General features: G+C 65.9%; 21 protein-coding genes and 1 pseudogene. 12 read left to right on the plus strand and 10 right to left on the minus strand.

Features of this window, described 5'->3' with window-relative positions:
* Positions 1–128: 128 nt before the first annotated feature.
* Together QM701_RS16335 and QM701_RS16340 are read right to left on the minus strand one after the other, a co-directional pair.
* Positions 129–1,088, minus strand: coding sequence for a Gfo/Idh/MocA family protein (locus tag QM701_RS16335; RefSeq protein WP_415168070.1), 960 nt, complete (start codon positions 1,086–1,088; stop codon positions 129–131).
* A 172-nt stretch (positions 1,089–1,260) separates the two neighbouring features.
* Positions 1,261–2,160 carry a LysR family transcriptional regulator gene (locus tag QM701_RS16340; RefSeq protein WP_415168071.1) on the minus strand — a complete coding sequence of 300 codons (900 nt, stop codon included), beginning with the start codon at positions 2,158–2,160 and terminating at the stop codon, positions 1,261–1,263.
* A 244-nt stretch (positions 2,161–2,404) separates the two neighbouring features.
* Here QM701_RS16340 and uxaC point away from each other — a divergent pair, with 244 nt between their 5' ends.
* Both uxaC and gnd read left to right on the plus strand, forming a co-directional pair.
* On the plus strand, positions 2,405–3,826 hold the full coding sequence (uxaC, locus tag QM701_RS16345; RefSeq protein ID WP_415168072.1) for a glucuronate isomerase: 1,422 nt from the start codon (positions 2,405–2,407) through the stop codon (positions 3,824–3,826).
* A 96-nt stretch (positions 3,827–3,922) separates the two neighbouring features.
* Positions 3,923–5,395 carry a decarboxylating NADP(+)-dependent phosphogluconate dehydrogenase gene (gnd, locus tag QM701_RS16350; protein WP_415168073.1) on the plus strand — a complete coding sequence of 491 codons (1,473 nt, stop codon included), beginning with the start codon at positions 3,923–3,925 and terminating at the stop codon, positions 5,393–5,395.
* A gap of 74 nt (positions 5,396–5,469) precedes the next feature.
* Here gnd and QM701_RS16355 read toward each other — a convergent pair whose 3' ends face one another.
* The 8 genes and pseudogenes from QM701_RS16355 to gloA all read right to left on the minus strand — a co-directional run bounded on the left by QM701_RS16355 (position 5,470) and on the right by gloA (position 13,125).
* On the minus strand, positions 5,470–6,504 hold the full coding sequence (locus QM701_RS16355) for an NAD(P)-dependent oxidoreductase (RefSeq protein WP_415168074.1): 1,035 nt from the start codon (positions 6,502–6,504) through the stop codon (positions 5,470–5,472).
* Between the two features lie 62 nt (positions 6,505–6,566).
* A complete protein-coding gene (locus QM701_RS16360) occupies positions 6,567–8,102 on the minus strand; it encodes a gluconokinase (RefSeq protein ID WP_415168075.1) in 1,536 nt (511 codons plus the stop codon).
* Positions 8,103–8,460: 358 nt separating this feature from the next.
* Positions 8,461–9,432: an aldo/keto reductase gene (locus QM701_RS16365; protein ID WP_415168076.1), complete on the minus strand. Its 972-nt coding sequence runs from the start codon at positions 9,430–9,432 to the stop codon at positions 8,461–8,463.
* Between the two features lie 34 nt (positions 9,433–9,466).
* Positions 9,467–9,718 carry an SDR family oxidoreductase gene (locus QM701_RS16370; RefSeq protein WP_415168077.1) on the minus strand — a complete coding sequence of 84 codons (252 nt, stop codon included), beginning with the start codon at positions 9,716–9,718 and terminating at the stop codon, positions 9,467–9,469.
* 52 nt (positions 9,719–9,770) lie between these two features.
* Positions 9,771–10,262, minus strand: a pseudogene (locus QM701_RS16375) (SDR family NAD(P)-dependent oxidoreductase); the annotation flags it as partial.
* Positions 10,263–10,323: 61 nt separating this feature from the next.
* On the minus strand, positions 10,324–11,652 hold the full coding sequence (locus tag QM701_RS16380; protein ID WP_415168078.1) for an NTP/NDP exchange transporter: 1,329 nt from the start codon (positions 11,650–11,652) through the stop codon (positions 10,324–10,326).
* 15 nt (positions 11,653–11,667) lie between these two features.
* Positions 11,668–12,579 (minus strand): aldo/keto reductase, encoded by a 912-nt coding sequence (locus QM701_RS16385; RefSeq protein ID WP_415168079.1) that lies wholly within the window; start codon positions 12,577–12,579, stop codon positions 11,668–11,670.
* A 156-nt stretch (positions 12,580–12,735) separates the two neighbouring features.
* On the minus strand, positions 12,736–13,125 hold the full coding sequence (gene gloA / locus QM701_RS16390; RefSeq protein ID WP_415168080.1) for a lactoylglutathione lyase: 390 nt from the start codon (positions 13,123–13,125) through the stop codon (positions 12,736–12,738).
* A gap of 273 nt (positions 13,126–13,398) precedes the next feature.
* Between gloA and QM701_RS16395 the strand changes: the two genes are divergently transcribed.
* The 10 genes from QM701_RS16395 (at position 13,399) to QM701_RS16440 (ending at position 23,750) form a co-directional block, all read left to right on the plus strand.
* Positions 13,399–14,133 (plus strand): FadR/GntR family transcriptional regulator, encoded by a 735-nt coding sequence (locus tag QM701_RS16395; RefSeq protein WP_415168081.1) that lies wholly within the window; start codon positions 13,399–13,401, stop codon positions 14,131–14,133.
* Positions 14,134–14,316: 183 nt separating this feature from the next.
* Positions 14,317–14,931 carry a class II aldolase/adducin family protein gene (locus tag QM701_RS16400; protein ID WP_415168082.1) on the plus strand — a complete coding sequence of 205 codons (615 nt, stop codon included), beginning with the start codon at positions 14,317–14,319 and terminating at the stop codon, positions 14,929–14,931.
* A gap of 41 nt (positions 14,932–14,972) precedes the next feature.
* Positions 14,973–15,779: an N-acyl homoserine lactonase family protein gene (locus tag QM701_RS16405; protein ID WP_415168083.1), complete on the plus strand. Its 807-nt coding sequence runs from the start codon at positions 14,973–14,975 to the stop codon at positions 15,777–15,779.
* A gap of 13 nt (positions 15,780–15,792) precedes the next feature.
* Entirely contained in the window at positions 15,793–17,013 is a 1,221-nt protein-coding gene (locus QM701_RS16410; protein ID WP_415168084.1) for a Tm-1-like ATP-binding domain-containing protein, read from the plus strand.
* Positions 17,014–17,118: 105 nt separating this feature from the next.
* Positions 17,119–18,054: a sugar ABC transporter substrate-binding protein gene (locus QM701_RS16415; protein WP_415168085.1), complete on the plus strand. Its 936-nt coding sequence runs from the start codon at positions 17,119–17,121 to the stop codon at positions 18,052–18,054.
* A 79-nt stretch (positions 18,055–18,133) separates the two neighbouring features.
* Entirely contained in the window at positions 18,134–19,141 is a 1,008-nt protein-coding gene (locus QM701_RS16420) for an ABC transporter permease (RefSeq protein ID WP_415168086.1), read from the plus strand.
* Positions 19,138–20,694 carry a sugar ABC transporter ATP-binding protein gene (locus tag QM701_RS16425; RefSeq protein WP_415168087.1) on the plus strand — a complete coding sequence of 519 codons (1,557 nt, stop codon included), beginning with the start codon at positions 19,138–19,140 and terminating at the stop codon, positions 20,692–20,694. The genes QM701_RS16420 and QM701_RS16425 overlap by 4 nt, the downstream gene beginning before the upstream one ends.
* Positions 20,691–21,707 (plus strand): ABC transporter permease, encoded by a 1,017-nt coding sequence (locus tag QM701_RS16430; RefSeq protein WP_415168088.1) that lies wholly within the window; start codon positions 20,691–20,693, stop codon positions 21,705–21,707. Before QM701_RS16425 ends, QM701_RS16430 begins: the two co-directional genes overlap by 4 nt.
* A 21-nt stretch (positions 21,708–21,728) precedes the next feature.
* The gene (locus tag QM701_RS16435) at positions 21,729–23,060 is read left to right on the plus strand and encodes a RuBisCO large subunit C-terminal-like domain-containing protein (protein ID WP_415168089.1); all 1,332 of its coding nucleotides are present in this window, start codon (positions 21,729–21,731) and stop codon (positions 23,058–23,060) included.
* A gap of 36 nt (positions 23,061–23,096) precedes the next feature.
* Entirely contained in the window at positions 23,097–23,750 is a 654-nt protein-coding gene (locus tag QM701_RS16440) for a class II aldolase/adducin family protein (RefSeq protein WP_415168090.1), read from the plus strand.
* The last annotated feature ends 1 nt before the right edge of the window (position 23,751 follow it).

Below are 23,751 nucleotides of genomic sequence, written 5' to 3' on the forward strand. Positions count from 1 at the left end.
CAATATACGACAACAATAATGCCTGTTCAAGATTTTTTGGAACGTCATTCCATTTTTGTCTTTCCGGATGGACAGATGTTCGTTCCGCACACCTGCTCCATCCCCGTCCGCGCCGCCAACGCGCCGGATCAGCCGTGCAGCGCCCCCCGGATGCGATCGAGAACGCGCATGTTGCGCAAGGACTCGTCGAGCGTGAGACGCGGTGTGCGTTTTTCCTGTATGGCCGTGCTGAAATCGCGGATTTCCTCGCCGTAGCGGTCGGATTTCGGCACCGCGATCTGCCGGGTTTCGGTGCCGGTGAGCAGGGTGAGCTGGCCGGCGTCGTCGAGGAAGGTGTCGGGCACGAGCAGCGCGCCGTCCGTGCCGACGATTTCGCTGTAGTTGCGGCCGAAGGCGTCGAACCCGCAGTGCAGGGTGGCGACCAGCCCGTCCGCGTAGCGCAGGACGGCGGAGAGGTTGACGTTGACGCCGTGGCGGCGGGTGCATTCGACGGCGACGGCTTCCGGCTCGGCGCCCGCCACCAGTCCGATCAGGTTGAGCGGATAGCAGCCCACGTCGTACAGGGCGCCGCCGCCGAGTCCGGGCTGTTCCTTGATGGTGTTCACGCGGTCGAGGAAGAAGCGGAACGTCGAGTTGACGCTGCGGATCGGGCCGAGCACGCCGCTGGCCAGGATTTCCTCGACCTTGGCCAGGCGCTCGGTGTAGCGGTACATGAACGCTTCCATGAGCAGCACGCCGCATTCGCGCGCCGTGCGAATCATTTCCTCGGCCTCGCCGGCGTCGAGCGCCAGGGGTTTTTCGCAGAGCACGTGCTTGCCCGCGCGCATTGCGCGGATGGCCCAGGCGCAGTGCAGGGAATTGGGTAGCGGCAGGTAGACGGCGTCGATCGAGGGATCGTCGAGCAGGGCCTCGTAGCTGGCATGCCCGGTGAACTCGCCGAACAGCGAGCGGAACTCGGCCAGCCGGGCGGGATCGCGCGAAGCCACGGCGCCGAGCCGGGCCCGGTCGCAGCGCAGAATGGCCGGGACGACCTGCAGGCGTGCGATGCGGGCGCAACCCAGAATCCCCCAACGTACTTCGTGGCTCACTTCATATCCCTTCCCGGTGGGTCGCCTCGCGCGGCAACCGTTCTTTCAAGCGTTGCGGATTATGTGGAATAAGCCATGCCGCTTCAAATGCTATTTCCGAATGAGGGCCATACATTCTCGGTATGAGCGCGGCGCGAGCATCGCCATCAAGGCATCGGCGCCGCGCGGGGAGTCACGCCTCGCCGCCGTCGATCCCCTGGTGGGTGTACGCGCGCACGCATTCGAGCAGTTCGTCGAGCAGCGGCGATTCCTCGTCCTTGCGATAGGCGAAATGCAGGTCGATCAGGCATTCGACCTCGGCGGCCAGCGGCCGGTAGACGACGTTGGGCAACCGCAGGTTGAGGATCGATTCGGGCAGCAGGGTGGTGCCGAAGCCGCCGGAGACCATGATCGTGGCGGCAATGAGGTCGGCCGCCTTCTGCGTGACCTGGAGTTCGAAATCGTGGCGTTTGAACAGCTCGCGGCAGGCGATGGAGATGCTCGGGTCCTGTTCGTCGATCATCGGCTCGTGGCGCAGATCCTCCAGGCTGATGCGCTCCAGGTCGGCGAGCGGGTTGCTGCAATGCACGGCGACCCAGATCGATTCCCGGCAGACGAGTTCGGAGCGGATGTTCGGGAACTCGGGCAGGTAGCGGTCGAAGGAGGCGAGGATGCGCCCTTGATGCAGGGCGTTGATCTGCCGTTCCTTGGGCATGTTGTGCAGCACGATCTTCACCTCCGGGTGGGTGGAGGAGAAGGCGCGCAGCAGGCGCGGAATGATGTTGATCATCGCCGAGCCGAACACGCCGATGTCGATCCGCCCCGCCTGGCCGGCGGCGACGCGGCGGATCTGCTCGGTGGCCAGTTCGATGTGCGCGCTGATGTTGTGCGCGTGCTTGAGCAGCGCCGTGCCCGCCTGGGTCAGTTCGACGCCCCAGCTGGTGCGGTTGAACAGCAGCACGCCGAGTTCCTCTTCCAGCGACTGGATGTGCCGGGTCAGCGGGGGCTGCGTGATGTGCAGCCGTTCGGCGGCGCGGCTGATACTGCGCTCCTCGGCGGTCACGATGAAATACTTCAGGCGGCGTACGTCCATGATTTCCCCCGGCAGTGCAACACGCGCTTCAATATACCAATATACCAAGGGAAGTTTCGCACATATACCGTTTTTGTATGGGGGTACTGCCTTTATAGCATTGGCCCGGAATCTTCTTCTTCCGCATAATCGTCGAAAAAAATGGCTGGCCGTACGCGCGGGCCGCGAGTCGGGAAGGCAGCGAAGCATCGAAAGCCCCTGGGCAACAGCGCGCATCTATTCTGTTCAAACACGGAGAATGCAAATGAAACCTTTCATGAACGCCGATTTCCTGCTGCCGGACGCGTGTTCGCAACGGCTGTTCCACGACTACGCGGCGCAGATGCCGATCATCGACTACCACTGCCACCTGCCGCCGGCGGACATCGCCGGCAATGCGTGCTTCCGCGACCTGGCGCACGCCTGGCTCGGCGGCGACCATTACAAGTGGCGGGCGATGCGCGCCAACGGCGTGGCGGAGGAGGACATCACCGGGCATCCGGCTGACTACCGCACCTTCCTGGCGTGGGCGCGGACCGTGCCGAAGCTGGTCGGCAACCCGCTCTACCACTGGACGCACCTCGAACTGCAGCGCTACTTCGGCATCGACGCGCCGCTGTCCGAAAAGACCGCGCCGATGGTCTGGGAAGCGTGCAACGCGCTGCTGGTCAAGCCCGAATTCGGCGCCCGCTCGCTGCTGCAGAAGATGAAGGTCAAGGCCGTCGGCACCACCGACGATCCGGCCGACACGCTCGAACACCACATCGCCTACGCCAAGGCGCGCCAGCCCGGCGAGCCGGTGATGGTGCCCAGCTACCGGCCGGACAAGGCGCTGGCCGTCGAGGACCCGGTGGCCTGGAAAGCCTATCTCGGCAAGCTCGGCGCCGCCGCCGGCATGGACATCGGCTCGTACCAGGAGCTGGTCGCCGCGCTGAAGAAGCGCCACGACGCCTTCCATGAGCTCGGCTGCCGCGCCTCCGACCATGCGCTGATCGCGCCGATCGCGGCCTTCGTTTCCGGGCAGGCGCTGGAAGCGCTGTTTGCCAAGTTCATCGCCGGCACCGTGCCTTCCCTGGAAGAGGCCGAGGCGTTCAAGACCGGCCTGCTGCTCGAAGTCGGGCGGATGAACGCGCGCCGCGGCTGGGCCATGCAGCTGCACCTGGCGGCGATCCGCAACCTCAACACCAGCATGTTCGGCAAGCTCGGCCCCGACACCGGCTACGATGCCGCCGCCGACCGGCCGATCGCCGAGAAGCTGGCGCTGTTCCTCAACGCGCTGCAGGTCGACAACCTGCTGCCGAAGACCATCCTCTACTCGCTCAACCCGAACGACCTGGAAGTGCTGGCGACGGTCATGGGCTGCTTCCAGGACGGCTCGGTGCCCGGCAAGCTGCAGAGCGGTTCGGCCTGGTGGTTCAACGACCACATCGAGGGCATGCGCCGGCAGATGGTCAGCCTGGCCAACATCGGCCTGCTCTCGCGCTTCGTCGGCATGCTCACCGACTCGCGCAGCTTCCTGTCCTTCCCGCGCCACGAATACTTCCGCCGCATCCTGTGCGCGCTGGTCGGCGGCTGGATGGAGTCCGGCGAGATCCCGGCCGACTTCGACACCTTCGGCGCCATGGTGCAGGACATCTGCTACAACAACGCGAAGAACTATTTCGCGATCCCCGGAGTGGAGGACTGAGTACAACGCAGGGCTGACCCGGCCGTCCGCCGGCGCGGTTCTCCCCGCGCCGCGGCGGCCGGAAAACAAATCGATCCGCTAGCGAAAGGACAAGCGATGGACCCTCGAGCAGACATAGCCCTGATCGGCCTGGCCGTGATGGGGCAGAACCTGATTCTGAACATGGACGATCACGGTTTCACGGTGGTCGCGTACAACCGCTCGACCGACAAGGTGGACCAGTTTCTGGCCAACGAAGCCAAGGGGACCAAGGTGCTCGGCGCGCACTCCATCGCCGAGATGGTGGCGCAGCTCAAGAAGCCGCGGCGGGTGATGATGCTGGTCAAGGCCGGTAAGCCGGTGGACGACTTCATCGAACAGCTCATTCCGCACCTGGAAGCGGGGGACATCATCATCGACGGCGGCAACTCGCTGTTCGACGACACCAACCGCCGGCAGAAGTACGTCGAAAGCAAGGGCCTGCTGTACATCGGCACCGGCGTCAGTGGCGGCGAGGAAGGCGCCCGCCACGGCCCGAGCATCATGCCCGGCGGCTCGCCGGCGGCGTGGCCGTTCGTGAAAGACATCTTCCAGGCCGTCTCGGCCAAGGTCGAAGGCAACGTGCCGTGCTGCGAATGGGTCGGCGAAATGGGCGCCGGGCACTACGTCAAGATGGTGCACAACGGTATCGAATACGGCGACATGCAGCTCATCTGCGAAGCCTACAACATCATGAAGACCGGGCTCGGCCTGAGCGCCGGCGAGATGCATGAAGTGTTCAAGGACTGGAACGCCGGCGAGCTCGACAGCTACCTCATCGAAATCACCCGCGACATCCTGGCCAAGCAGGATGAGGACGGCCAGCCGCTGGTGGACAAGATCCTCGACACCGCCGGCCAGAAAGGCACCGGCAAATGGACGGTGATCAACTCCCAGGAGCTCGGCATCCCGATCACCCTGATGGCCGAAGCCGTCTATGCGCGCTGCGTCTCGGCGCTCAAAGAGGAGCGCGTGCAGGCCGCCGCCAGGCTCACCGGCCCGGCGCCGGCCTTGAGCGAGATCGCCGCCGACCCGGCGAAAAAGCAGGCCTTCATCGCCGCCATCAAGAGCGCGCTGTACGCCTCCAAGATCGTCAGCTACGCGCAGGGCTACATGCTGATGCGGGCGGCGGCCAAGGAATACGGCTGGCACCTCAACTACGGCGGGATTGCGCTGATGTGGCGGGGCGGGTGCATCATCCGCTCGCGTTTCCTGGGCCAGATCAAGGCCGCGTTCGACCGGAATGCGGAGCTGTCCAACCTGCTGCTCGACGACTACTTCCTGGGCGAGATCGACAAGGCGCAGGCGGGGTGGCGGGAAGTGGTGGCGACGGCGGCGCTGAAGGGCATCCCGGTGCCGGCGTTCAGCACGGCGCTGGCGTTCTTCGACCAGTACCGCAGCGCGGTGCTGCCGGCGAACCTGCTGCAGGCGCAACGGGACTACTTCGGGGCGCACACCTACGAACGGATCGACCGGCCGCGCGGCGAGTTCTTCCACACCAACTGGACCGGCAAGGGCGGCACCACCGCCTCCGGCACGTATAACGTGTAGGCGCGATCAGGGCAGCCAATGAAAATCGGGGCGCGGATTTCCGCGCCCCGATCGTTTTTTGCCCGGCTGCGCCGCTACGCCCTGAATTTCGCGATCCGGGACGTCGCCAGCTCGATCCGCTCGTTGGCGATGACTCCGGGGAAGCCGTTCTCGACGAACACCCGGCACATGTCGTCCACCATGGTCTGGCCCATGCCGCGCAGCGACACCACCGAATAGCCGCCGAGGTGCGGGGTGACGATGACGTTGCGCGTGCGCAGCAGGACGTGATCCGCGCCGATCGGCTCGCCCTCGACGACGTCGGTGGCATAGCCGCCGATCTTGCCGGATTCGAGCGCGGCGATGAGATCGGCCTGGTTGAAGATCTCGCCGCGGCAGGTGTTGACCAGGATGGTGCCGTCGTTCATGGCCGCCAGCTGCTTGGCGCTGAACATGCGCGAGGTCTCGCCGGTCAGCGGGCAGTGCAGGGAAATGATCGCGCTTTGCGCCAGCAGCTCGTCGAACCCGACCTTGGTGGCGTGGCGGGCGGCGATCTCCTCGGCGCTGACGTAGGGGTCGTAGGCGATCACCTTGGCCTGGAAGCCCACGGTCAGGATTCTCGCCACCGTCTTGCCGATGGCGCCGATGCCCACCAGCCCGATGGTGGCGCCCTTGAAGTTAACGCCGAGCGCCAGCTTGGCGCGCCTGCTCCATTCCCCGGCCTGCACGATCGCGGCGCCTTCGACGATGCGCCGCGCCGAGGCGTTCATCAGGCCGATGGCCATCTGCGCCACGGATTCCCGCTCGACTTCCGGCCCGACCTTGGACACCGCGATGCCCAGTTCCACGCAGGTATCCAGATCGACGTTGTCGCAGCCGACGCCGTGGCGGGCCAGCAGCCGGAGCTTCGGCAGCCCGAGCAGGACTTCGCGGGTGTATACGGGCGTCACGCTGGCAATGATTCCGTCGGCATCGCGCAGTTTGTCGTGGAAGACGGAGGCGGGCGCATCGTTGGGGATGTCCACCCGGATCAACTCGGCAAACTCCTCCAGCTTGCGCAGGTGCTCGGGATAGGAAATGCCGAACGAACTCGAATTGACGATTGCAATGACCAGTTTCTTGTTTGCCATGAGCTTGCCTCGAATGATCAGGGTCGGTTGATGAGTGTGGGTGAGGTGTTTTCCGCGTCCGCCTACCAGCCTTCGCGCACGAGCGGCAGGGGCTTGACCACCGGCTTGGCCTTCTGGCGCCGGGCCGGCCCCAGCCCGCGGCGGGCCAGCAGCGGTTCGCGCAGGGAGTCGCGCACGCTGAAGTAGCGGTCGGCGATTTCCTCGTAGATGTGCACGTTCTTTTCGATGGGTTCGATGACGCGGGCCTCCTTCATGATCATACGCGAACACGCCAGCAGGTCCTCGCCTTCGCCGTGGCGGGCCAGGCATGCCGCGCCGATGATGCCCATTTCCGGATTCTGCGTCAGCACGATGGGCAGGTTCAGCGCGTCGGCCATGATCTGCATCCACGGCAGGTTGGCCGTGCCGCCGCCGCCGAGGCGGAATTCCTTGATCCGGTCGTCCGGGTCGAGCCGGTTCTTGACCAGGAGGTAGGAAAACGCCACGCCCTCCAGGAAGGAGCGCGCGAGGTCGTCGCGCGTGCTGGCCACGCCGAGGCCGAAGACCATGCCGGTGCCGATGTTGCCGATGACCTTGTCGCGTTCCCCGGTGAAATAGGGGAAGGTCATGATGCCGTGCGACCCCGGGTCGGACAGTTCCCGGCCCCGCAGATAGTCGAGGTCCAGGCCCAGGATGTTCAGCAGCATGTTGGTGGCGATGGTGCAGTTGTTGATCCCCGAGCCGGTGAAGAAGCGGCCGGGGCGCAGCAGGCAGCTCTGGATCAGCCCGCCTTCGAGGTCTTCGACGGGCGCCGGCGTCGGCACGCGGAACATGCCGGAGGTACCGAAATTGCCGACCCCGATGCCGTCCGCGAAGCCGGTCATCGACGCCGCCAGCGCGGCGCCGTCGTAGAGGCCGGCGGAGATCGGCGTGCCTTCCCTGACGCCGATTTCACGGCAGACGGACGGCGCCAGCCGGACCTTGTCCCTGAATCCGTCGAGCACGCGCGGGAAGTGCTCGACGGCGAAGCCGGACGCCTTGATGATCGCCTCGTCCCACCGGCCGTCGATGTCGAGGCAGCCGAGCGAGTTGGCCGTGCTGTAGTCGGTGAAATACTCGCCGGTCAGCAGGTGCATCAGAAAGGCTTTCGAGTCGAGGACGTGCGCCGTCCGGCCGGCGATCTCCGGCTGCGTCGCGGCGATGTGGTGCAGGCGATTGACCGGATACTGGAAGATCGGCGGGCAGCCGGTGCGCAGGTACATCCGGTCGACGTCGCCGATGGCCCGCAGAAAGTGCGGATGGTGCGACTGCGCGGTGGTGTCGACGAAGGTCGATATCTTGGTCAGCGGGACGCCGTCCTTGTCCAGCAGGACCAGGCCGAACTGATAGGAAGTCAGGGAAAGCAGTTCGACGTCCGCGCCCCAGTCGCCGACGGCGAGCCTGCATACGTCGAGCAGCGCGGCGTGCAGCTTCTGCGGGTCGTGCTCGGCCCGCCCGGTGGCGTCGCCTTCTATCTTCGTGCCGATGTTCGTGGCTTCGCCGCACAGGCGCCCGTCCTCGTCGACGAGCGCCGCCTTGATGTTCGTAGTCCCGACATCGATAGAAAGTATCAAGCCCATGGCATTGCTCCATCAGTACGGCAAGCGAGAAATGAGTCACCCGAACGGCTTCACTGCTGGCGCCTGTCTCTGTCCGGTTTTTACCGATTCTTTTCTGTTTTCAGGCGATGGCCGATTATGGTGTTGTTTTGGCGACCGGGACAGCCCCCGTTCGCCAGTGCCATGGGCGTAATTTAATACCGGAAACGGCGCGGATGTATGCGAATTAAGCATGCCGCCATGCCGCGCGGAACGGCCGGCCGTGCCGCCGCGGGTCATGGCGGCCGCGGCGTTTTCTTCCCGTTCGGTTCGCTCGCCGGAGCGCGGGCGCGTCCGCACCCGGCCCGGACGGCGCGTGGCCATCCGGCCGGGGCGGGCTTCATGCCTGCGCGTCGCTGGACGCGGTGGAAGCTTTGTCCAGCACGGCCACGTCGTCCACGGTCAGCCGCAGCGCCAGGGCTCTGGCGAAGCTTTCCACCTGGGCGCGGCTGGTGGCGCTGGCGATCGGCGCGGTCACGCCGGGACGGACCAGCAGCCAGGCCAGCGCCGTTTCGGCCGGCGCGGCGCCGTGCCGGCCGGCCACGGCGTGCAGCGCGTCCAGGACGCGCAGGCCGCGCGCGTCGAGGTACTTGGCGATGCCGGCGCCGCGCTTGCTCTGGCCCAGGTCGTCCCGGCTGCGGTACTTCCCGGAGAGGAAGCCCGACGCCAGGCTGTAGTAGGTCACCACGCCGATGCCCCGCTGGATGCACAGCTCCTGCAGCGCGCCCTCGAAGCCGTTGCGGTCGTACAGGTTGTAGCAGGGCTGCAGCACCTGGTAGGCCGGCAGATGGCCTTGCCCGGCGGCGGCCAGCGCGTCGCCCAGCTGCCGGGCGTCGAGGTTGGAGGCGCCGATGGAGCGGATCTTGCCGGCCCGCAGGAGCTTGTCGTAGGCCCCGAGCGTTTCGGCGTAGGGTGTGTCGTCCGGCCAGTGCGAGAAATACAGGTCGATGCGGTCGGTTCCCAGGCGCGCGAGCGAGTCCTCCACGGCCTGCAGAATCCATTTTTCCGACAGCCCCTTGTGGCCGGGAACGCCCATGTCCGAGCCGACCTTGGTGAAGATATTGACCTTGTCGCGCATGCCGGGCCGCGCCTTGAGCCAGCGGCCGATGATGGTTTCCGATTCGCCGCCCTGGTTGCCGGGCGCCCAGCGGGAATAGGCGTCGGCGGTGTCGATGGCGTCGAAGCCGTGGTCGACGAAGGCGTCGAGCACGTCGAAGCTGGTCTTCTCGTCGATGGTCCAGCCGAAGACGTTGCCGCCGAAGACGAGGGGAGTGATGTGCAGGCCGGTACGGCCGAGCGGTCGTTTGTACATTGCGGGTGCTCCTTGATGAGAAAAAAATCGAGATTCAGACGATGTCGTCGACCACGCCGCCGTCCACGCGCAGGGCCGCGCCGGAGGTGGCGGACGCCTGCGGCGAGCAGACGTAGACCACCATGTTCGCCACCTCGTCCACGCTGGCCGCGCGCCGGATCACCGAGCTGGGCCGCTGGGCCATGACGAACTCGCCGGCCAGCCGCTCCAGCGTCTTGCCGGTGCGCGCCGCCTCGTCCTTGAGCATTTCGGCGAAGCCGTCGGAGAGCGTCGGCCCCGGCAGCACGCAGTTCGACGGTGACGCCGCTGCCGGCCACGCGCTTGGCCAGCCCGCGCGACAGCGCCAGCTGCGCGGTCTTGGTGACGCCGTAGTGGATCATGTCGGCCGGGATGTTGCGCGCCGACTCGGACGAGATGAACACCACCCGGCCCCAGCCCCGGTCGATCATGGCCGGCAGCAGCGCCCGCGCCAGGCGCATGCCGGACATCACGTTGGTCTGCCAGTAGGCGTCCCAGGTCGCGTCGTCGGTCGCGAAGAAGTCGCGCGGGCCGTAGATGCCGACGTTGTTGACCAGCACGTTGACGGGCGGCAGCGCGGCCAGCAGCGCGTCCGCGCCGGCGGCGTCGCCCAGGTCGGCGGCCACGCCCTGCGCGCGCGCCTGGGGCAGGGCGGTCCGCAGCCGCTGCAGGGCGCGGGTCACCGAGGCCTCGCCGCGGCCGTTGAGGACGACGGCGGCGCCGCTTCTCGCCAGGCCCTCGGCGATGGCGTAGCCGATGCCGCCGGTGGAGGCGGTGACCAGGGCGGTCTTGCCGGAAAGATCGATGTTCATGAGGCGTTTCTCCTGCGATGAATGAAATGGAGGCGGGCCGGGAATTGGCCGCCGCAACGGCTCATGCCGGCGCCGCGAAGCGGTCCGTGCCCCGGTCCTTCGCGTCCTGTGCTTCCCTCTCGCGCCGGCGCTGCGCGCGGCCCAGCCCCAGGCCGATCGCCGCCCACGCCACGGCCAGCGCGGCGCCGATGAACAGCGCCAGCGACGGCTGTTCGGCCAGCAGATCGAGGCCGCGCTTGACCCAGCCGCTGACCGCGTCGCCGCCGCGGTAGACCACGGTGTCGATGAAGCTCTTGGCCTTGTACTTCTGTTCGGCGGGCATGACGGTGTACAGCATCTCCCGGCCCGGCCGCACCAGCGCGTATTCGCCGGCGCGGCGCGCCACCATGACCACCACGAAGACGGCGAACACCGGCGCCAGCGCCAGCCACAGGAAGCCGGCGGCCACCACCAGCGGCACCGCCACCAGCAGCACGCCCACGCCCAGCTTCTGGGTGATGCGGCCGGTCAGGAACACCTGGGTCAGGATGGCCAGCGTCTGCACCACGGTGTCGATCAGGCCGAACACCTGCGTCTGCCGCACGCGGTCGGGGAAATGCTCGGCGACCATCCGCGCCTGCTCGAAGTACAGGAAGGTGTTGGTGCTGGCCAGCAGGATGACGAACAGCGCGATGCCCGTCAGGTACGGCGAGCGCAGCACGGCAGTGGCGCCGGCGAAGGGGCTGCCGCCGAGGGCCTGGCGCCGCGCGCCGCCGGTTTCGGCCGGCGCCGGGTGGCGCTCGCCCCAGCGCTGCAGCCACGTCGCGGCCGCCGCGCTGCCCACCAGCAGCGCCGCCGAGAGCGCCAGCAGGCCCGCGTGTCCGAGCGGCGCCACCAGCAGCGTGCCCAGCACCGGCCCGGCCAGGCCGCCCAGGCTGGCGCCGCCGGCCATCAGGGCGAACAGCCGCTTCGCCTGGTCGCTGGCGAAGACGTCGGCCAGCGTGCTCCAGGCCAGCGAAATGCTGAACATGTTGAACACCGACAGCCACACGTAGAACACGCGCCCCACCCACGCATCGTCCGGGCGGCTCAGCAGGCCGGCGGCGAAAGCCAGCAGGTTGAGCGCGAAGAATCCGTAGGTCCACGGCAGGATGCGCCGCCGCTGCACCCTGGACGCCAGCCAGCCGAACAGCGGCAGGCCCGCCAGCGTGGCGACGAAGGTGGCGGTGAACAGCCATTGCAGCTTGTCCACGCCGCCCGCCACGCCCATGGTCTCGCGCACCGGGCGCAGCATGAAATAGCCGGTGAACAGCAGGAAGAAGAGCAGCAGTCCGGCCGTCACAGCCGGGGCTTCCCCCGGCCGCACGTTGAACAGTCCGGCCAGCCGGGCGCGGAGCGAAGGTTCCGCCATGGCGCGCAAGCGGCCTCAGCCGACCGTCTCGATCAGCGACTGGCGCTGCTGCGCGGTCAGCATCGGTCCCTGGCCCGCCTTGAGGTTGTCGCTTTGCCGGTCCGGCTTGCCGGTGGCCGGGATGACCACGGTCACCGCCGGGTGGCTGAGCGCGAAGCGCAGGAAGGCCTGTGCCCACGAGCCGATGCCGGCCTCCGCGGCCCACGGCGGCAGCGGCTTGTCCTTGACCCGGGCGAACAGCCGGCCGTCGTCGAAGGCGCGGTTCACCAGCACCGCCACGCCCAGCTCCCGCGCCAGCGGAAACACCGCCGATTCGGCGCCGCGCGAGATCACCGAGTAATTCACCTGCAGGAAGTCGGGGCGGGCGGCGCGCACCACCCGCGCCAGTTCGTCGTGGCCGCTTTCCGTATAGTGCGTCACGCCGCTGTAGCGGGTCTTGCCCTGCGCCTTGAGTTCGTTGATCAGCGCCAGCTGCGTCTGCCAGTCCACCAGGTTGTGCACCTGCAGCAGCTCCACCTTGTCGGTGCGCAGCAGGCGCAGCGAGCGTTGGAACTGCTCCAGGCCGGCCGCGCGGCCGCTGGCGCCGATCTTGGTGGCGATGAAGGCGCGCGGGCGCAGGTTCAGTTCGGCCAGCAGGTCGCCGATCACCGCCTCGGCGCGGCCGTAGCTCGGCGCGGTGTCGATCAGCGCGGCGCCGCCCGCGAAGAAGCGGCGCATCACCTCGCGCAGCGGCTCGCGGTCCTCGGGGCCGTCGCCCACGTTGAAACTGTCCGCGGTGCCCATGCCGATCACCGGCAGGCGCTCGCCGCTGGCGGGCACCGGCCGGGTCTGCATTTCGTCGGCGGCGAACGCGGCGCGGGAAGGAGCGAGGGCCAGGCCGGCAAGAGACCAGGCCAAGCTGGAAATCACATGGCGACGAGTCGGCATGAGCGTTCTCCTGTGCGGGTCGGGGAACGCCGGCGAGTCCTGCATGGCGTTCCGGTCATTGCCGGGCAGCGGCGGAAACCTGTGGTCCGAACCCCGCCGTCCCGGCGTCGGGGACGGGCGCCGGAGGCCCGTCCCGCTGCGCGGGGTTCGTGCCGGTCAGAGCGTTTTCTTCTCGATCAGTTCAATCTTGTAGCCGTCGGGGTCTTCGACGAAGGCGATGACCGTCGTGCCGTGCTTCATCGGGCCGGCCTCGCGCGTGACCTTGCCGCCTTTCGCCTTGACCTGGGCGCAGGCGGCGTAGGCGTCGTTGACCGCCAGCGCGACGTGCCCGAAGCCGTTGCCGAGCTCGTAGGACGCGGTGTCCCAGTTGTGCGTCAGCTCGATCGCCGCGCCCTCGCTTTCGTCGCAGTAACCGACGAAGGCCAGCGTGAAGCGGCCTTCCGGGTAGTCCTGTTTGCGCAGCAGGCGCATGCCGAGCACTTCGGTATAGAAGGCCAGCGACCGTTCGAGGTTGCCGACGCGGATCATGGTGTGCAGGATTCTCATGGGGACTCCTTGTGTTCGATGAGGGAGGGCGAGCGAAGTATCGAACGGTTATTTTATAGCGCGCCGTCGGCGATACGGGCAGCCGCCGGTTTCCTGCCTGATCTGGCAAGGCGGATCGCATTGTTCCGATCGCGTGCTTTTACGGCGATTTCCGGTGGATAAAATTTTTTTGGAAAACGCTTGCGTGGCGCGGATAAAAGATTTATGATCGCCGCAAATCTGTAGAGGTTAGACAACATAATATCTACCGGCGGCGCCGGGCTTGCACACCTTATGCTGATAAACAAGACGAACGCATGCGATCAGATTGTCGAGCGGATCAAGCAATCGATCATCAGCGGAGAGTTCAAGATCGGGGAGCGGCTGCCCACGGAACTGCAACTCACCGAAATGTTCGGCGTCAGCCGGGTGCCCGTGCGCGAGGCCCTGCGCACGCTCCGGCAGGCGGGTTTCCTGGTGACGAAGCACGGCGTGGGGACGTTCGTGAATATCGTCAGTCCCGACATCATGGGCAATGAGTTCGGTGCGTTCATGTTTCTCCAGGACAAGTCAATCATCGAGATGCTGCAGTTGCGCCGGCTCCTCGAGGTGGAATCGGCCCGGCTGGCGGCCATGAACGCCACGGCGATGGACGTAAAGAAAATAAAGGAATTCGAGGCGCTGGCGAGGGAGGAGATACTCAAGCTCCGCGCGGGCAAGGACAATTCGTTCTATGCGGCCGACCTGGGGTTCCATGTGGCCATCGCCGAGGCTTCGCACAACGGGATTTACGTGCGTTTCATCAACTCGATCCACGAAACGCTGCATTTCCATCAGTTCCTGAGCCTCAGGGAAACCACGGACCATGACGAGGTGATTCAGTATCACCAGGGCGTTTGCGCGGCGATCGTGGAACGCAACCCGGAAAAGGCGTCGTCGATGATGGACGGACATATCAAGCGGGTGGAAAAGCTGATTTCGGTTGCCGTGCAGAAGGCGAAGGTCGGCCAGGGGAAAAACAAGCAGTAGATCGTCTCGCTTGCGCGATCGGGCGGCGAGGCAAAGGGCAACAGCGTCTGAAAATAGCGACAGTCATTAGACATCCTGTTGTCTCTTCTTCGGAAAGTTCGCAGGAGTTTTGCCGGCAAAGCAATCGAAGTTGTTAGACATCTTGATGTCATCTCTAGTGTGAGATCGAAAGGACGCAAAGCAATGAAGGCAATGATCGAACGCGCGAAGCTGGATTTCATCGCGGCCGCCGGCCGGGCGTACACGTCGGGCATGCAATCGGGAAATGGCGGGAACATCAGCGTGCGCGTGGGGGATTCGCCGTTGATGGCGATCAAGGCGAGCGGCGTCGGTTTCGGCGAATCGTCGATCGATTCCATCGTCGTGACGGATCTCGATGGAAAACTGGTCGAGGGCGATCGCAAGCCGACACGCGAGATCGTCCTGCACGGGGCGTTGTACCGCCGCTTTCCCGAGATCGGCGCGGTGGTGCACACCCACACGCCTTATTCGATCGCGTGGTCGTTCACCGGCCGGGACATCCCGCTGATCACCTGGCATGCGCGCTTGAAGATGCCTGGTCCCATTCCGGTCCTGGCGATCGACAGCCCCGAGGTCACCGCCGGGCATATTCCGCTGGTTTATTCGCTGCTTGAAGGGCAGCGCGCGCTGCGGGCCTTCGTGCTGCAAGGGCACGGCATCGTCGCGTTCGAGAAAAGCGCCGTCCTGGCCGAGCAGGTGGCGGAACTGGTCGAGGAGACGGCGAAAATCGCCTGGCTGCATGCCGTCGGCCAGCGCAACGGCATCATCAATTCGTGAGTCTCGCTTCGTTCAACAAACTGTTTTTTCAAGGAAAAAAGATGAGCTTTTATACGATCAGGCCGATTGTCACCGGGTATACGCACACGCACAAGGGGACCTACATCTACCATCACAGCACGCACGGCTTCTATGACGCCGAAGGCTATGCCGAGCTGCCGGTGACGGTCTTCCTGGTGGAAGGCAACGGGAGAAAGATTCTCGTCGATACGGGCATGAGCTGCACGGAAATCGCGCACAAGTACCACCATCCCGGTTCCTATCAGCCGGCAGGCCACGCGATCCACGAGCAGCTGGAAAAACTCGGCGTCAGCCCCGAGGAAATCGACATCGTGGTGCTGACGCATCTGCACTGGGACCATGTCTATCACCTCGGCAAGTTCACCAACGCCAGGTTTTACGTTCAGCGGACCGAGCATGCGTTCGCGGTCGATCCGATCCCGCTGTATTACAAGTCCTACGAGTTCCCGGCGCTCGGGCTCGAACCGCAGTTCAAGGGCATCGACTTCGAATTGCTCGACGGCGAGGCGACGATCGTCGACGGCATCCGCGTGTACCCGACGCCCGGCCATTCGGTCGGACACCAGACCGTCGTCGTGGACACGGAGATCGGCGAATTCCATTGCTGCGGGGATGCGCTGTTCACGTACGACAACCTCAAGGAAATTCCGAAGATCCACTACACGATCACGCCGCCGGCGCGATTCGAAAACATCACCGCATCCTGGAAGAGCATCGAGGAAATAAAGCGCCGGGCCAAGGACACGTCATTCATCCTGCCGACGCACGAGCCGTCGATGGCCGATCTGTGCAGGAACAATGTCGTGCTCGGCAAGAAGAGCAGCTAGCCCGGCCGGCGCCATGAAGAGAATCGCCATCATCGCCACCCTGGACACCAAGAGCGTCGAGGTGGCCTTCGCCAGATCGCTCATCGAGAAGGGCGGGCATCGTGCCGTGCTCATCGACATCGGCGTCTTCGGCGAACCCGGCATCGCTCCCGACGTGACCCGGGAGGAAATCCTCCGCGGCCACGGCGTGGCCTGGTCCGAGGTCGCCCGGTGCGGCAAGGGCCGGCGCATCGAGCTGATGGCGCAGGCGGTCGCTCCCTTCGTGGCGAGGCTGTACGCGCAGGGGCGGTTCGACGCCGTCTTCGCCATGGGTGGCATCCAGAACACCCTGATGGCGGCGAACGCCATGCGCGCGCTGCCGGTCGGGGTTCCCAAGCTGATCCTGTCGACCATGGCCAGCGGCATGCGCCTGTTCGGGCCCTTCGTCGGCACGAAGGACATCGCGGTCATGCATTCCGTGGCCGATATCTCGGGCATCAACATGGTCACCGGGAACGTCATGGCGACCGCCGTGGCGGCCATCGTCGGCATGGCCGAGAACGGTCCGGGGCCGCTCGGCGCGCCGGCCGGCACGATCGTCGGGGTGACCATGCTCGGCGTGACCGGCGGCGGGGCGACCGCGGCCGCGCGGACGGTGCGGGACGCCGGTTTCGAGACGATTTCGTTCCACGCGACCGGCGTCGGCGGCGCCGCCATGGAGAAGTTCATCGCCCAGGGAACGATCGGCGCGGCGCTGGACATGACCTTGCACGAAATCACCGGGGAAGTGTTCGGCGGCTATTGCTCCGGCGCGGTCGGACGGTTGTCGGCGGCGGCCGCCGCCGGCATTCCCCAGGTGGTCGTTCCGGGGGCGGTCGACATGCTCAGTTGCTGCGCCGATTTCGGTACGGAGGGCTTTCCCGCCGACTGGCAGACGCGGAAAAAAATCCAGCACAACGCGAATCTCTTCCACGTCAAGCTGAACCGCGAGGAAATCGAACGGGTCGCCGCGCTGATCGCCACGCGCCTGAACGCGGCCGCCGGGCCGGTGACGGTGCTCATTCCGGCGCGCGGTTTCTGCGAGGCCGGGGCGCCGGGCGGCGACCTGCATGATCCGGAGATCGACCGCTCGTTCGTCGCCCGGCTGCGGCAGGAACTCAAGCCGCGCATCAAGTTCGCCGAGGTGGAGCTGAACATCTGCCAGCCCGAATTCGGCGAGTTGGCGGCGCGGGAACTGTTGAAGTACTTCGCGTGATTTTTCCGGGAGGTTTGCCAGGTACGAGCAGTCGCAGTCGATTCAAATCAATGGGAAGCGTCATACATCAGTCATAAATTCATCGGGGGGTCGATCATGGTAAAAATGAAATGGGTTCTGTTCCTCGCTTCACTGTTCGCCGCGTCAAACGTTCCCGCGCAATCGCAGCCGGAGTACCGGATCGGTTACATACCGACCTCGATCGGCCAGGCGCTCACCCAGGCCTGGAAGGCGGGCGCCGAGAAGTCGATCAAGGAATTTCCGAACGCGAGCCTGCTGGCCTACGATGCGCAGATGAAGGCCGAGATCCAGGTCACGCTGATGGACGACCTGATCAACCAGGGCTACCACGCCATCCTGCTGCAGCCGGCCGACGCCGCCGCGCTGACCGCCAGCGTCAAGAAAGCCGAGAGCAAGGGCATCCCGGTCATCACGCTCAACACCGACACCAAGATGCCGCATGCCGCCAACGTATCGATGGACGACTACGGGGCGGGTTACCTGATCGGCGAGAAGATCGGCGAATCCTTGAACGGCAAGGGCAACGTGGCGATTCTGCAATCGCCGCCGGGCGCGCAGGCCGGGGTCGAGCGCGAGAAGGGCTTCCGCGCCGCGCTCGCCAAGTCGTATCCGGGCATCAGGATCGTCGGCGCGCAGAACGCGCAGTGGATGAAGGACAAGGGCATCGAGGTGATGAACAGCTTCCTGCAGATCCACAAGGACCTGGACGCGGTCTTCGCGGTGAACGACAACATGGCCGAGGGCGCCATGATCGCCGCCGAATCGGCGGGCCGGCTCGACAAGATCCGCATCTGGGGTTTCAACGGCCAGAAGAGCACGCTGGCGCTGATCGAGCAGGGCAAGATCACCGGCACCGCGTACACCAACGCCTTCCAGCAAGGCGCGATGGCGGGCAAGTACGCGCTCGACCTGCTCTCCGGCGTGAAGAAGAAAGGCGACAAGACCGACCTCATCAAGGTGCCGCCGCTGGCCGCCACGAAAGACACGGTTTCCCAGATCAAGCCGGAAGACCGCTGGTAAGGACACCGCCGGACCCGGCCGGGCCGGCCGGGTCCCTTGATCGCCCGTCGCTCACGCAACCCTTAGCGGAGGTTCAACCGTGTCCATCAGCGCACTTCGCCGGATCATCCTGATCGGACTGATGCTGGCCGTTGCCGTTGCTCTGTCAATGGTCAACCCGACGTTTCTGACGGTGGACAATCTGATGACGCTGCTGCAGGAGGCGTCGTTGACGGGGATCATAGCGATCGGCTTTACGCTGGTGCTGATCACGGCGGGGATCGACATGTCGATCGGGGCGGTGGTGGCGATCACGGCGATGATCTGCGTGAATTTCATCTCGCACACGTCGCTGCCGGCGTATATCTACATTCCCATCGCCCTGGCGGCCGGCTGCGCGGTGGGCTGGGTCAACGGCCTCTTCATCACCCGCTTCAAGCTGCCCGAATTCATCGTCACCCTGGCCACCCGGGGCATCCTGGCCGGGCTGGCGCTGATCATCGCGGTCAAGGACGACCAGGGCTTCGTCAAGAACGTGTTCATCGAGGACAGCCTGTTCCTGGCGCTCGGCGAGACCGTCGGGCCGGTCTATCTCGTCACCATCGTCTTCTTCCTGCTCGCCGTGCTCACCCAGTTCTTCCTCAAGCGCACGCGCGCCGGCACCAACGTCTATGCCAGCGGCGCCAACCCCACCGCGGCGCGCCTGTCCGGCATCAACACCGACCGCACGCTGATCGGCGTGTACATGTTCTCCGGCTTCTGCGCCGCGCTCTCCTCGATCTTCCTGTCGGCGCGCATGATGACCGCCATGCCCGAATTCGGCATCGGCTCGGAGATGGACGTGATCGCCTCGGTGGTGATCGGCGGCACCCCCTTCACCGGCGGCGTCGGCGACATCTGGGGCACGGTCATCGGCACCCTGTTCCTGGCGCTGATCAAGAACGGCATCCTCAAGCTCGGGCTCTCGCCCTACATCCAGCCGATCGTCATCGGCGGCATCATCGTCGTGGTGGTCGTGGTCAACGTCTGGTACAAGGCCTTCGCCGAGAAGAAGGCCACCCGGGCCGCGCGCCGCAAGGCCCTGGCCGGCCAGGAGGCAAACGCATGAGTCTTCGAGACACCCCCGCCCGCGGCGGCGCCGGCGGCGACCTGCTGCTCGACTGCCGCGGCATCGACAAGAACTACAACGGCCCGCAGGTGCTGAGCCAGGTCGACTTCTCCCTGCGCCGCGGCGAGATCCACGCCCTGGTCGGCGAAAACGGCGCCGGCAAGTCGACGCTGATCAAGATCCTCACCGGCATCACCCCGCGCAACGCCGGCCGCATCGTCTTCAACGGGCAGGAGGTGCCGGTCGAGCACAGCAAGACCGCCTCGGAAAAGCTCGGCATCGCGGTCATCTACCAGGAACTGAGCCTGATCCACGGCATGACCGTGGCGCAGAACATCTTCCTGACCAAGGAACCCCTGCTGCCCGGCCTGCCCGTCATCGACGTGCGCAAGATGAACGCCCTGGCCCAGGCGATGATCGGGAAATACGGCTTCGACCTCAAGGCCACCGACGTCATCGACACCCTGCCGATCGCCCAGCGGCAGACCGTGGAAATCCTGAAAGCCCTGTCGAACCAAGCTGCGCTGATGATCATGGACGAGCCGACCAGCTCGCTGACCGCGACCGAGAGCGAACGGCTGTTCAAGATCATCCGCCTGCTCAAGAGCGAAGGCATCACCGTGGTGTACATCTCGCACCGCATGGAAGAGGTGTACGACCTCTCCGACCGGGTCACCGTGCTGCGCGACGGCAAACTGGTGGCGGTGCTCGAAGGCGAGGCCATCAGCCCGGCCGGGATCATCCGCCTGATGATCGGCCGCGAGCTCACCGCCGACGAATCGCACCATCAAATGGTGAACAAGAAGGACCGCGAGGTGGTCCTCGACGTCGCCGACCTGCGTTCCGCCGGCAAGCTCGACGGCATCTCCTTCACCCTGCACCGGGGCGAGGTGCTCGGCTTCGGCGGCCTGGTCGGCTCGGGCCGCACCGAACTGATGCGCGCCATCTACGGCATCGACCCGTTCGACAGCGGCCGCATCCGCTACCTCGGGCAGCCGTACGCGCCCACGGTGGAAAAGTCGATCGCCGGCGGCTTCGGCTTCGTGCCCGAGGAGCGGCGCCTGCAGGGCATCATGGGCGCCATCTCGATCACCGGTAACATCGGCGTGCCCAACCTCGACGCGATGGCCGGCGCGCTCGGCGTGGTCGACGGCGCCAAGGAGCTCGAACTCGCGCAGCGGGCCATCACCCTGCTCAACGTCCGGCCGGCCGACCCGGACGCGCCGGTCGGCACGCTCTCCGGCGGCAACCAGCAGAAGGTGGTGGTCGGCAAGTGGCTGATCCGCGACTTGAAGCTGCTGATCGTCGACGAGCCCACCGTGGGCATCGACATCGGCGCCAAGGAGGAGATGTACCAGACCATCGAGCGCCTCTCCCAGCAGGGCGTGGCGGTCATCGTGATCTCCTCCGACCTGCCCGAGCTGACCCGCCTGTCGGACCGCATCATCGTCCTGCGCAAGGGCCGCATCATCAAGGAATTCACGCACGGCGTGGTCACCGAGGAGGAGGTGCTGCGCGCCGCCTCGGGCCTCGTCGACGGGAGCGTTCAATGACCCCGACGTCCAGACTGAAGAACCTCGCCGGCGAGCTGCGCCTGTTCGGCGTGCTGCTGCTGCTCATGCTCATCCTGTCGCTGATCTCCGACCGCTTCCTGACGGTGGACAACCTGACCAACGTGCTGTGGTCGGTATGCCTGATCGGCATCATGTCCACCGGCGCGATCTACGCCCCGGTCACCGGCGGCATCGACCTGTCGGTCGGCTCGATGGCGGCGCTCGCCGGGATCATCGCCAACGTGCTGATGAACGGCTTCGGCCTGCACTGGGTGCTGGCGCTCGTGGTCACGCTGGGCTTCGGCGTGCTGATCGGCTGGGTCAACGGCATCGTCACCACCCGCTTCCTGGTGCCGGCCTTCATCGTCACCATGGCCGCCAAGACCTACCTGTTCGGCCTGGCCATGCTCATCTCCAACGGCGACCAGATCACCATCATGCAGCCGCAGCCCTTCCTGGCCATCGGCGTCGGCAAGCTGTTCGGCATCCCCATCCCGATCTACCTGATGGCCGCCCTGGCCATCCTCAGCCACGTCCTCCTGAAGCACACCGTGTTCGGCCGCCAGGCCATCGCCGTGGGCGCCAACGAGGTCGCCGCCCGGCTCTCCGGGGTCAATCCGGACCGCACCCGCATCTACGTCTATATCCTCTCCGCGCTCACCGCCACCGTCGCCGGCATCGTCATGGCCTCGCTCACCCAGCAGGCCTACGCCATGAACGCCTCCGGCTACGAGCTCGACGTGATCACCGCCATCGTCGTCGGCGGCACCAGCCTGATGGGCGGCAACGGCTCCGTCCTCGGCGCCCTCATCGGCGCCATCATGGTCGGCTTCATCAACAACGGCCTCAACCTCCTCGACATGCCCTCCGCCTTCCACCCCATCGCCACCGGCTGCGTCATCCTCCTCGCCCTCATCCTCAACCACGGCGTCTCCCTCCCCAAACTCTTCAGAAAGTGGGCGGCGCGTCCGCAGCCGGCCGAGGTTTCGCTTGGCGGCGATCGGTCCGGTTAACGCCCCGCAAAGGTAGATTTCATGAACGACGACAGAAACGCTTTCTTCGCCAGCGTCGAGACGCTGGACATGAGCGAATACGTGCTTCTCGACTACTTCTTCGAATCCTCGATCGATCCGGTGGATGCCGCGGCCCACCTCTGCCAGGAGCAATCGACGGCGCAGTGGTGCCGCGTGGGCGTCGACGAGGACCTGCGGCCGCTCCATGCGGCGAAGGTCGTCGACCTGGTCGTCGAGCGCAATCCCGAGCGGCCCTGCCTGCCTTTCCAGATCGACCATTGGGAGAAGCTCTGGGACTGCCGGGTCAAGATCGCCTATCCGATCCGGAATATCGGCGCGTCGATTCCGAATCTGCTGACCGCGGCCTGCGGCGAAGGGGCCTTTTACAGCCCCGGCATCCATGCGATCAAGCTGCACGACATCGGTTTTCCGGCCGGCTACCTCGAACAGTTCGCCGGGCCGAAATTCGGCATCACGGGAATCCGCGAGTGGACGGGCATCTACAACCGGCCGCTGTTCTTCGGGGTCATCAAGCCGAACATCGGCCTGCCTCCCGAGCCGTTCCGGGATCTGGCCTACGAGAGCTGGCTGGGCGGCCTCGACGTCGCCAAGGACGACGAGCTGATTTTCGACACCGAATGGTCGCCTTTCGCAAAACGCACGCGGCTGCTCGGCAACGCGCGCGCCGACGCGGAGCAGAAAACGGGCAAGAAATGCTGTTATCTGGCGAACATCACCGACGAAGTCGACCGCTTGATCGAGTTGCATGACATCGGCGTCAGGAACGGCGCGAACATGCTGATGATCAACGCCATGGCGACCGGCCTGAGCGCCGCCCGGATGGTCTCCAGGCACACGGAGGTGCCGCTCGTGGCGCATTTCGATTGCGTCGCTCCGCTGACCAAGACGCCGTACTACGGATTGCACTCGCGGGTGGTGACCAAGCTCCAGCGGCTCGCCGGTTTCGACGCCATCATCTTCGCCGGCATGGGGTCGCGGATGAAGACCTATCGCAGCGCCGTGCTGGACGACGTGCACGCCTGCCTCGGCTCGCCTTCGCTCGATCCCGGCGCCTCCCCCGGCGCCGGGGCCGGGCCCGCCATCAAACCGGCGCTGCCGATTCCCGGCGGGTCGCAATGGGCGGGGTCCCTGCAGCCGCTGTTCCAGGATATCGGCTCGACGGATTTCGCCATCGTGCCGGGGCGCGCGGTCTTCGGCCATCCCGACGGGCCGCGGGCGGGCGCCATGAGCCTGCACCAGGGGTGGGACGCGGTGCGCGCGGGGGTGCCGCTGCGGGAGTACGCCCGCCACCATCGGGAGCTGGAAGTCTCGATCAGGCAGAACGCGGGATAGCGCGCCGCCGCAGCGAAATCACCGGAGGAACGACACATGTCCACACTGCGCCGTGAATTGATCGAAGCCGCCCGCAAAACGGTGACGATGGGCCTGAACAACGGGATCGCCGGGAATGTCAGCGTGCGCGCCCGCGAGAACGGCGAAGCCGGCTTCCTGATCACGCCGACCGGCATCGCGTATGCGGCGCTGGCACCGGAAGACATCGTATTCATGCGCCTCGACGGTTCTTCCGTGGGCTGCCGCGCTCCTTCGTCCGAATGGCGGATACACCGCGACGTCTACGCCGCGCGCGCCGAAGCGCAGGCCGTCCTGCACGCGCATTCGCCTTGCGCCACCAGCCTGGCCTGCCTGCGGCGGGACATTCCGGCCTTCCATTACATGATCGCGCGCTTCGGCGGCGATACCGTGCGCTGCGCGGCCTATGCCACGTTCGGCACGCAGGAGCTTTCCGACGCCGCGCTGGCGGCCATGGCGCAGCGCAACGCCTGCCTGCTGGCCAATCACGGGATGCTCGTCTGCGGCCGCGATCCGGCCCACGCGCTCGATCTCGCCGTCGAACTCGAAACGCTTTGCGCGCAGTACGGCCGCGCCTGCCAGATCGGCCAGCCGGTCCTGCTCGGCGAACGCGAAATGGCCGTCGTGCTGGAAAAGTTTTCGTCGTACGGGCAGCAGGCCGCGCGGGCCTAGA

It is taken from the genome of Propionivibrio sp. (assembly GCF_047602565.1).
Taxonomy (GTDB): Bacteria; Pseudomonadota; Gammaproteobacteria; order Burkholderiales; family Rhodocyclaceae; genus Propionivibrio.

What these genes read in the sequence shown, in the direction of transcription:
- QM701_RS16340 (WP_415168071.1), bottom strand. Translation starts at nt 2,160, where the DNA reads ATGGACGTACGCCGCCTGAAGTATTTCATCGTGACCGCCGAGGAGCGC.
- uxaC (WP_415168072.1), top strand. Translation starts at nt 2,405, where the DNA reads ATGAAACCTTTCATGAACGCCGATTTCCTGCTGCCGGACGCGTGTTCG.
- gnd (WP_415168073.1), top strand. Translation starts at nt 3,923, where the DNA reads ATGGACCCTCGAGCAGACATAGCCCTGATCGGCCTGGCCGTGATGGGG.
- QM701_RS16355 (WP_415168074.1), bottom strand. Translation starts at nt 6,504, where the DNA reads ATGGCAAACAAGAAACTGGTCATTGCAATCGTCAATTCGAGTTCGTTC.
- QM701_RS16360 (WP_415168075.1), bottom strand. Translation starts at nt 8,102, where the DNA reads ATGGGCTTGATACTTTCTATCGATGTCGGGACTACGAACATCAAGGCG.
- QM701_RS16365 (WP_415168076.1), bottom strand. Translation starts at nt 9,432, where the DNA reads ATGTACAAACGACCGCTCGGCCGTACCGGCCTGCACATCACTCCCCTC.
- QM701_RS16380 (WP_415168078.1), bottom strand. Translation starts at nt 11,652, where the DNA reads ATGGCGGAACCTTCGCTCCGCGCCCGGCTGGCCGGACTGTTCAACGTG.
- QM701_RS16385 (WP_415168079.1), bottom strand. Translation starts at nt 12,579, where the DNA reads ATGCCGACTCGTCGCCATGTGATTTCCAGCTTGGCCTGGTCTCTTGCC.
- gloA (WP_415168080.1), bottom strand. Translation starts at nt 13,125, where the DNA reads ATGAGAATCCTGCACACCATGATCCGCGTCGGCAACCTCGAACGGTCG.
- QM701_RS16395 (WP_415168081.1), top strand. Translation starts at nt 13,399, where the DNA reads ATGCTGATAAACAAGACGAACGCATGCGATCAGATTGTCGAGCGGATC.
- QM701_RS16400 (WP_415168082.1), top strand. Translation starts at nt 14,317, where the DNA reads ATGAAGGCAATGATCGAACGCGCGAAGCTGGATTTCATCGCGGCCGCC.
- QM701_RS16405 (WP_415168083.1), top strand. Translation starts at nt 14,973, where the DNA reads ATGAGCTTTTATACGATCAGGCCGATTGTCACCGGGTATACGCACACG.
- QM701_RS16410 (WP_415168084.1), top strand. Translation starts at nt 15,793, where the DNA reads ATGAAGAGAATCGCCATCATCGCCACCCTGGACACCAAGAGCGTCGAG.
- QM701_RS16415 (WP_415168085.1), top strand. Translation starts at nt 17,119, where the DNA reads ATGAAATGGGTTCTGTTCCTCGCTTCACTGTTCGCCGCGTCAAACGTT.
- QM701_RS16425 (WP_415168087.1), top strand. Translation starts at nt 19,138, where the DNA reads ATGAGTCTTCGAGACACCCCCGCCCGCGGCGGCGCCGGCGGCGACCTG.
- QM701_RS16430 (WP_415168088.1), top strand. Translation starts at nt 20,691, where the DNA reads ATGACCCCGACGTCCAGACTGAAGAACCTCGCCGGCGAGCTGCGCCTG.
- QM701_RS16435 (WP_415168089.1), top strand. Translation starts at nt 21,729, where the DNA reads ATGAACGACGACAGAAACGCTTTCTTCGCCAGCGTCGAGACGCTGGAC.
- QM701_RS16440 (WP_415168090.1), top strand. Translation starts at nt 23,097, where the DNA reads ATGTCCACACTGCGCCGTGAATTGATCGAAGCCGCCCGCAAAACGGTG.